This is a genomic window from Bacillus sp. GMa5/1, assembly GCF_050172015.1.
In the GTDB taxonomy this organism is placed as follows: Bacteria; Bacillota; Bacilli; order Bacillales; family Bacillaceae_G; genus Bacillus_A; species Bacillus_A cereus.
The window spans coordinates 1-8,355 of record NZ_JBNLYC010000167.1 but is presented as its reverse complement, the minus strand read 5'-3'; the positions used below and the strand labels follow the sequence as shown (position 1 = coordinate 8,355).

Genomic DNA, 8,355 nt, shown 5'->3' with positions numbered 1-8,355 from the left:
TTAAAAAGTTTTAATTGTATAATATATTTTGTCATATTTTTAGATTTTTCGACATAAACCAACAAAAATAGAGAGCGTATTGGGAGAAGACATTATGTATACAAAACTATTAAAATCAATTACATCATTATCACTTATTGGTGGTGCGTTGTTATATACAAATGGCAGCGATGTAAAAGCTGCTGAAGTGGGTGTTTTTTCTGATGTGCCGACATCACATTGGTCATATCCTGCGATTAAAGATTTAGCGAGTAAAAATATTATTTCCGGTTATGGAAATGGGATATTTGGTTTTGGAGATGTTGCGACAAGGGAGCAAGTTGCGGCTTTAATTTATCGAGTGTTAGTACCAAATAAACAAGGCGGCTCGTTTAGTAATGATGGAACTCGTTACGTATTAAAGGATGGGTCTACGTTTAAAAATCCTTACGGTGATATTAATCAAAGTTCTACAATGTTCCCAGAAGAGGTATTAACTTTAACAAATTTAGGAGTTTTTAAAGGTGATGAAAATGGCCAATTTAGACCGAAAGCTTCTGTGAATCGTGCAGAAATGGCACAAATTCTTACGAATGCTTTCCATCTTGCGGCAAAACAAAAACATACCTTTAAGGATGTTCCAAATCCATTTTGGGCAGAAAATGCAATTAGTGCGGTGCAGTCAAATGGAATCGCAGATGGCACAGGGAACGGGAATTTTGAACCGTATGGCACAGTAACACGTGAACAGTATGCGCAGTTTTTATATAAAACTTTGAAGTATAAAAATGCTGATGTGAAAGATACAGGAGATGCGGCATTATTAACAGCGTTTAAAGAGGAAGTACAAAAGCGTATTAATACATACGAGACAAATATTACACTGCCATATAAAACGAAAAATAATAATACAGACGAAGTGATGAATACACTTTTTAACGCATATAAAGAAGTGGCAAGTAAAAATGAGTATACAAATAATAATAGATCGAATGTTTCATATGGACTTTCTGGATCACCTGGAAATTATACGTTTACGCTTAAGATTACATATCGTGAAACGAAAGAACAGACGGAATATGTCATGAAACAAGCGAAAGCAATCGTTTCTTCTATCACTCAAGTTGGAATGGATGATCACGAAAAAGTGAAGGCGATTCATGATTACGTAGTAAAGCATGTTTCTTATGATACGTCTTATAAAGCTTACACAGCATATGAAGCACTTGTAAATCGTTCTGCGGTTTGCCAAGGTTACGCACTATTAACTTATCAATTATTAAAAGAAGCAGGAATTGAAAATCATTTCGTGACAGGAACTGGGGACGGACAACCTCATGCTTGGAATTTAGTGAAAATCGAAAACAAATGGTATCACCTTGATACAACATTCGATGATCCGGTTCCAGATGAGCAGGGCCGCGTAACGTATTCGTATTTCAATTTATCAGATGAACAAATCGCAAGAAATCATGAGTGGAACCGTGGAGACTATCCGCAAGCTACAACAAATTATTATAGTACACTGACAAATAAAATTGCGGCAGGTAGTACGAAAACGTCTGCATATCAGCAAATATTAAAAGATACAAAGTTAAACTATTTAGGAAATGAATATATTGCAAATAACTATACTGAATTAAAAAATAAAATGCAGCAGCGTTATAGTGCAAAGCCAGAAAAGATAGAAGTACTTTATAAGCAATCAATGAACGGTGCGCTGCAAGATGTGAAAAATGCAATTGGGGAAATCGGTTATCCGCAAGGGTCCAACCGTGTTTCTTATAAAGCGGAGTCGTATAATGCGAAAGAAGGGTATTCTTTAGTGACGATCACGTTTACGTATTAAGAATGAGAAAAAGCATCTGTTTCAGATGCTTTTTTTATTATATTGATTCGACAAAATATGACAGGTGAAAGCGAATTGGTCTGTTATGATAATTTTTGGAATTTTACATTTTAGAGGATTAATCATGAATAAAAAGAAGATTTTCGCTGTGTTAATAGGAATTGTAGCCTTATTTGTAATTATTAATGTAGTTGTTACGAAAGAGAAAACGACATCAACCAGTGAAAAAATGTACTCTGAGAAAGAATATAATAAATTAGTAGATGAACATTTTGAAGAAACGCAAAAGTTGAAAAGTGATATGAGTGTGTTAGAAACTGAAAAAAAATCTCTTGAAGAGCAAATGAAGGTGAAGAATAAGCAAGGGTAAAACAAAAACGCTATCTTTTAAAAAGGTAGCGTTTTTGTTTTGGGTTATAAAGTTATTCCTACATTTGACATATACAGTCTGACTGTATAAAATTAAACTATACAGTTTAACTATATAGTTTAGCTATATAGTTATCGTTACATTGGAGGTCTTTATGAATAGAGATAAAAATTTACCATTAACGGAAACAACGTATTACGTTCTTTTAGCTTTATTAGAGCCAGCTCATGGATATTTAATTATGCAAAAGGTGGAGGAACTGAGTAATCATCAAGTGAAAATCGCAGCGGGTACATTGTATGGTGCGGTGGAAAATTTATTAAAACAAGGGTTAATAGAATCGGTAAAAAGTGAAGATAAAAGAAGAAAAGTGTATGTCATTACGGAACGCGGGAAAGAAGTATTGCATTTAGATTTTATGAGAATGCAGCACATTATTGCGGTTACAAAAAGTTTATTACACGTATAGTTAGGAGGAAACGATGATGTGGAGATTAAAATTCTTTTTAGACTTTGAGAAAGAGGAAAAATGGTTAGAAGAGATGGCTTGGAAAGGCTATCAACTAGAAAGCAATACATTTGGTTATACATTTAGATATACAGAACCGGAAGATGCGACGATTAAAATAGACCATAGAGTATTTAGTAGAAAAAGTGATTTTATTAATTACTGCACATTATTTGAAGATAGTGGTTGGGAGCATATAGCTGGTAATCGGTGGTCAGGTACGCAATATTTTAAAAAGGTAGATGAAGAAAGTGAAGATGACATTTTTTCGGATCCAATGTCACGAGCAGGGAAGTATAAGCGTCTATCTAAAACATTTTTAGAATTAGCGATCTGTTATTTGCCGATATTATTTTTATTTATGTATAGTAATACAATGAATTTAGGAGCCTTTGTAAATCCGAAAGAACTATACTTGACGCCAGGATTATGGGATAAGCAAGGTGTATCATTTCTATGGTCATTCTTATTTGAAACGCCATTTGCATTAATGAGAGGACTTTTTTTGATATTTATCCCCGTTGCGACATGTATGTTTTTCGTTTGCTCGTATAAAGCAAATCGATTGTATGAAGAGAGAAGATGATAGGAGAAATCCCCTTAAAGTAGCTGCTTTGAGGGTTTTTTGAATTTGTAAATGACTCTTCTTAAAATAGATATGAGATTAGAGAAGGACAATGATGTATTGGAGGTCACTATATCAAAAAAGAAAATTGTATGTCTAGACGCATTTTAAATACAAAATAACCGATTCCTTATACGTTAAGGAACCGGTTATTTATTCCCCCACTTTTTTAGAGGGCTTTTTCTTATAATGGTCTTAAATGATTGATTTAAGGTTATAAACTTAAATCATAAATAAAATATAGAGTAAAAACTATATACGAAATAAATGTAACGAAAACAAGGAAACATATAAACTGAGAATTAGATACATATTGTTCTATTCTTTTTTTCATGTTAATTCGTATTATTTTTCAAATGTGAAGTATCAATTGGAATTTGAGCTTTCCAAGAACCAATTACTTTTCCAATTCTAGTTATATTTACGTCTAAAGTAAGAGGTTGTTTAAAAACGTCTTTTTCTTCAGTAGTTATAACAAATGTAGCAACACCTTCAGGTCTATCATTATCACGAATGCCTATTTTATCTAACTTTTTACCTGCTGCCATAAGTTCAAAAGGAAGATAATCATCTGAATCATGGATAAATGATAGTCTCCCGTCATTTTTAATCTCAGGGTTTTCCTCTTGTTGCCCATCAATTTTACCATCACTCTCAAGATTTAATCCTGATGTATCAAATTCAAATGGTACTAAACTTCCGTCCGCTTTTTCCATTCTATAATGAACTGATATACGTGAATCTGCGATAAATACTTCTTTGAGATGTACAGTAATACCTTGATCTGTAATTTTTTCATCAATAGGAATATATTTACCATTCTTCATCATATCTTGTGTGATACCATTTTCATCTTTTATTCCTTCATTTACAACCTTATCGTTTGTAACTGCATTAGAAAAATACGAGGCAACATTTGTAGCCGCCACTTGTACTTGTGGAATCATTGCTGTTGTGAAAAGTGCTGCTGCAGCTACTGCTGTATAAATGAAACGCTTTGATTTTTTACTCATGTTTGTAAAGATTCCCTTCTTTTGTTGTTTTTTGTGATTTATATTAGAAACATTGTCTAACTTGGAACGACTTTCAAATGTTTTCCATGCTTGTTCTATATCAATTTTGATTTCTTGTGGTGAATTTGCAGACTCTTCATCTAGCATTACGTTTTCCCATTGATTTAATCTATTGATTTCTACTAATAAATCTTGGCATGCTTTACATGTATCTAGGTGCTTTGTAAATTCCTTTCTTATATCATGAGAAAGTTCTCCATCAATATATGTTTGAATAAATCCGATATCATAACATTTCATTTGTTATGCCTCCTCCATTTGTTTATAAATCTTGCGAAATTTCATTTTGGCTCGGACCAATAATGTTCCAATAGAAGATATTTCAATTTGAAGTACTTCTGCAATTTCTTTATATTGAAAACCAGAGAATTTCATTAGTAAAAGGGTTCGTTCTCGATCATTCATTTTATTTAGTATCGTTTGGACCTTTGTAATTTCTTCTTTTCTTATCCAATCATCGTCTAATGATGAAACATTTTGTACTTCATGGTATTGTATTTCTTTATCAATCTTCGCTTGCTGCCTTTTTTCAGATCGAAAATGGTTATAGGCTACATAAGTAGAAGATTTAATCAACCATCCAGGTATGTTTTCAATCCCTTTCCAATCACTACGATATAATTGTAAAAATACTTCTTGTGCTAACTCTTCAGCGATAGATTGATCTTTAACGATCCAGATGATTTGTTTCACAGCGTAAGCATAGTACTGCTTAAATAAATCTTCAAAGGTCATATCAGAAGCATGACTTTCTTCATTTTCTATGGTTAACATGTTCGTTTAAACCTCACTTTCAATTTGATACCTGTATTATAGAGAAACCAGAAAAACGGATTTTGTGACAGTTTTTCTGGATATTTTTTATTATGTACTAAAAAAAGCATTCGTCTAATTAAAAGAGAAATGCAAAAAGGAAATGAAAACATAAAAACTATAACTCTTGCAGTAGTTGTCTATTAATGCACAAGAAAACAGTTAGTTTGTTGCCAAACTGTATCTAAACGTACAATTTCACTTCTTCTATTTTCATGAATATGTATAATTACATAAAATTTCAAAGAAAAAGAGAGTATACTTTCATATTGTGTAATAAAGATAAAGCCCGCCTACGGAAATAGGCGGGCTTTTTTTACTTATAAAGAAAAGACAACCTTTAAGGTGTCTTCCTTTTGAAATCTAGGTTGTCCAGTTTGTTTTACTTTGGTGCAATAGCAATATTGTTTGGAATAAAGTTTCACCATATTGCTATTAAACTAAAATATTAAGATTGCACTTAAACGAAATTTATAGCATCGAAGTTCATTTTGGAGGGGGAATGTAATACTACATTTTTAAAGTATTCGTTACACTTGAACCTCTGCACATTGCGTAGAGCTTTTTTCATGAAGAAAGGACACTCATGTGAGTGTCCTTTCGATAGTTTTTAGCAGAAGCAAGCAGCTCCAACGATGATTAATAAAATAAACAATACAACTAATAAAGCAAATCCTCCAGCGAAGCCACAGCCGCCACAACTACCACCAAAGCCCATAACAGTTCCTCCTTTAAATAGGAGGAGAAAAACAAAGGTTCACTCATGTGTTTTAACGGATTCCATTTACTTTATGCTTTTTACGAATAAATGGAGCAGGTCCTTTTCAAAATAGATTTATTCTTAGCAGGAGTTCAAAGGAAAAACAGGAGAATCCATATTATTCTTTAAGAGCGAATAGATAGAAATCCGCTTTTATACCTTTCAATAAAAGAATACTAGCATTATATATTATAAGGAATACTTGTCCTTAATTATAAATGAAAGGGGGGGATTGGTATGAGTTATGGCTGTGGTCACCCTCCAAAAAAATGCTTTGAACATCACAATGAAACTTTATCAACGGGTGTATTACGTAGACATTCCGCTACGTTATTTCTTACTGTTGAAGCTATGAATGTTGATCCAGATGATACTCGTAGAGTAACAGTTGAAATGTTTGATTGGTCATCTGGTTCTCCGGTATTGTTACCATTAATAGACCCTTCAACACAAACATTGCCACCTAATCGATATGTTACTTTTCGTTCAGCAGCTCTTCCTCCAGGAGTTTTTGCTTATGAAGTAAGAATCATTCGTCCGAAAGATAGAGATGTTGTTACGAATGTTTTTGGTCTTAGTGCAATCATATTTAACCCACAAGAAGGAAACAATGTTTTACAACATGATTTAGCAAAATTAGACCTTAAATAGATTTTATAAAGGTCTATTTATTGAGCATGATTAAAAAAAGAGTAGGATGTAATCCTACTTTTTTTTAACGTTAATTAGAATTTTAAAAGAAATCCTTCATTATTTTAGCATCTTTAATATTCACTATCACACCTTCTACCTTATCTTTCTTCTCATCTTTAGCAATCGAAATTTGCTCCTTATTATCAGCCCACACAAGAAATTCTTCTTTTGAGTCATCTTTATATGTAACAGTAATAGTAGAATGTGCAGATTCTCTCTTTTTTTGATCTAGTGTGATTTGTTTAGGAGTGCCTTTTTGGACTGCTGAAACGATAGATTGTATCATTTTTTCGTTGTCTGTTTGAGATTTGGAAGTAGTATGATTTGTTGTTTTCAGTATTTCAATGTCTGTAATATTAGCAGAATTTAATTGAAAGGTATTTTGTTTATGTTCTTGCTTAACTTGTGAAGCTTTATCTGTAGCCGAGGTACTTGTACAACCTATTAAAGTGAAAGATAAAGCGGTTAGAGCGCATATAGATATGATTTTTTTCATAGTATCCCTCCTCAAGTTTAATTATAACAATTTTCTGTTAATTTAGGTGGTTATTGTAAGGAGAAGATGTTTTAAAGTGGTAAATGATGATGTTCATTCTCTATTAAAATTAAAATTCACATAACTTTTTTCATATTTTATGTTTAACATTTCGAAAATGGGTGTACTACATATAATATAACAAATAATTCATTTTAAAGGAGGAAGTTAAAGATGGAAACGAAGTATAGTAAACCTTTTGTATATGAATTTATTACGGAGAAAGAGGTCATGAATGCGGCGAATGATCTCGTGAAAAAAGGAATAGACCAAAAAGATATTTACGTATTAACGCATGAGAAAGATAGGACAGATAGAATTGCGGACAATGCAGACGTGAATACAATTGGGATAAAAGAGGAGGGACTTGGGACAAGCATTATTAACGTCTTTCAAAAAACAGGAGATCAGTTAAGAAATAAAATGCAAGAGTTAGGGCTTAATGAGGAAGAAGCGAACTTTTATGAAGAAAAACTGGATGAAGGGAAAATCTTGTTATTCGTTAAGGATTTAGAAAGAGTCGGTGAATGGTTACAAGAAAGAAGATGCATGTATTCTATTTAAATTTGTATCCTTTAAATCTATAAATCTATTACGAAAAGGAGATTGTAAATATGAGTGAGAACGGACTAAAAGAACAAGTTAAAGGTAAAGTTGAAAAGAAAAAAGGACAAGTAAAAGAAGGAATTGGTGAAGTTACAGAAGATAGAGAGTTGAAAAATGAAGGTAAGTGGGAAAAAACGAAGGGAACGATAAAAGAAAAAGTCGGAAAAGTGAGACAAAAGATAAGTGATGAATTGGATAATAAAGAATAATATATGTTCATCAAGCTTTAGTTACATACTAAAGCTTGATGAATTCAATATAAAACGAATATAGGAGGTTTAATTGTGGGACTTATTATTACGTGTATTGTAGGTGGACTTATTGGTGCGTTAGCTGGAATGATTACAGGAAAAGACTTTCCGTTAGGTATAGTTGGTAACGTGATTGCCGGATTAATCGGATCTTGGGTAGGTAGTGCGTTATTTGGTCATTGGGGTCCTGAATGGGGAGGCATTTTTGTTCTTCCAGCGTTATTAGGTGCAATCGTCTTTATTTTAATTGTTACATTCTTCTCTAGAATGCTGCGGAAAGCGTAAGTATGATA

The 8,355-nt window shown here is 32.7% G+C and carries 11 protein-coding genes and 1 pseudogene; 8 read left to right on the top strand and 4 right to left on the bottom strand.

Annotated elements, in window-relative coordinates:
- Positions 1-94: 94 nt before the first annotated feature.
- The 4 genes and pseudogenes from ACQGSG_RS23965 (at position 95) to ACQGSG_RS23950 (ending at position 3,292) form a co-directional block, all read left to right on the top strand.
- Positions 95-1,828, top strand: a complete 1,734-nt coding sequence (locus ACQGSG_RS23965; RefSeq protein ID WP_058839203.1) for an S-layer homology domain-containing protein — start codon at positions 95-97, stop codon at positions 1,826-1,828.
- Between the two features lie 124 nt (positions 1,829-1,952).
- Positions 1,953-2,177, top strand: a pseudogene (locus tag ACQGSG_RS23960) (hypothetical protein); the annotation flags it as partial.
- A 175-nt stretch (positions 2,178-2,352) separates the two neighbouring features.
- Entirely contained in the window at positions 2,353-2,667 is a 315-nt protein-coding gene (locus tag ACQGSG_RS23955) for a PadR family transcriptional regulator (RefSeq protein WP_001078063.1), read from the top strand.
- 13 nt (positions 2,668-2,680) lie between these two features.
- A complete protein-coding gene (locus ACQGSG_RS23950; protein ID WP_098877257.1) occupies positions 2,681-3,292 on the top strand; it encodes a DUF2812 domain-containing protein in 612 nt (203 codons plus the stop codon).
- A gap of 374 nt (positions 3,293-3,666) precedes the next feature.
- On the opposite strand, the gene ACQGSG_RS23945 is transcribed toward ACQGSG_RS23950, so the two are convergent.
- From ACQGSG_RS23945 to ACQGSG_RS23935, 3 genes are all read right to left on the bottom strand, one after another.
- The gene (locus ACQGSG_RS23945; RefSeq protein ID WP_000650423.1) at positions 3,667-4,644 is read right to left on the bottom strand and encodes a DUF4179 domain-containing protein; all 978 of its coding nucleotides are present in this window, start codon (positions 4,642-4,644) and stop codon (positions 3,667-3,669) included.
- Between the two features lie 3 nt (positions 4,645-4,647).
- Entirely contained in the window at positions 4,648-5,178 is a 531-nt protein-coding gene (locus ACQGSG_RS23940) for an RNA polymerase sigma factor SigX (RefSeq protein ID WP_000955505.1), read from the bottom strand.
- Positions 5,179-5,827: 649 nt separating this feature from the next.
- Positions 5,828-5,935 (bottom strand): YjcZ family sporulation protein, encoded by a 108-nt coding sequence (locus ACQGSG_RS23935; protein WP_000505670.1) that lies wholly within the window; start codon positions 5,933-5,935, stop codon positions 5,828-5,830.
- A 279-nt stretch (positions 5,936-6,214) separates the two neighbouring features.
- Between ACQGSG_RS23935 and ACQGSG_RS23930 the strand changes: the two genes are divergently transcribed.
- Entirely contained in the window at positions 6,215-6,628 is a 414-nt protein-coding gene (locus tag ACQGSG_RS23930; RefSeq protein WP_098605739.1) for a hypothetical protein, read from the top strand.
- Between the two features lie 82 nt (positions 6,629-6,710).
- On the opposite strand, the gene ACQGSG_RS23925 is transcribed toward ACQGSG_RS23930, so the two are convergent.
- Positions 6,711-7,166: a hypothetical protein gene (locus tag ACQGSG_RS23925; protein WP_000720857.1), complete on the bottom strand. Its 456-nt coding sequence runs from the start codon at positions 7,164-7,166 to the stop codon at positions 6,711-6,713.
- 213 nt (positions 7,167-7,379) lie between these two features.
- Here ACQGSG_RS23925 and ACQGSG_RS23920 point away from each other — a divergent pair, with 213 nt between their 5' ends.
- The 3 genes from ACQGSG_RS23920 to ACQGSG_RS23910 all read left to right on the top strand — a co-directional run bounded on the left by ACQGSG_RS23920 (position 7,380) and on the right by ACQGSG_RS23910 (position 8,347).
- Positions 7,380-7,769, top strand: a complete 390-nt coding sequence (locus ACQGSG_RS23920) for a general stress protein (RefSeq protein WP_000448802.1) — start codon at positions 7,380-7,382, stop codon at positions 7,767-7,769.
- Between the two features lie 50 nt (positions 7,770-7,819).
- Positions 7,820-8,020 carry a CsbD family protein gene (locus ACQGSG_RS23915; RefSeq protein ID WP_098605740.1) on the top strand — a complete coding sequence of 67 codons (201 nt, stop codon included), beginning with the start codon at positions 7,820-7,822 and terminating at the stop codon, positions 8,018-8,020.
- Between the two features lie 75 nt (positions 8,021-8,095).
- Positions 8,096-8,347, top strand: coding sequence for a GlsB/YeaQ/YmgE family stress response membrane protein (locus ACQGSG_RS23910; RefSeq protein WP_000522903.1), 252 nt, complete (start codon positions 8,096-8,098; stop codon positions 8,345-8,347).
- The last annotated feature ends 8 nt before the right edge of the window (positions 8,348-8,355 follow it).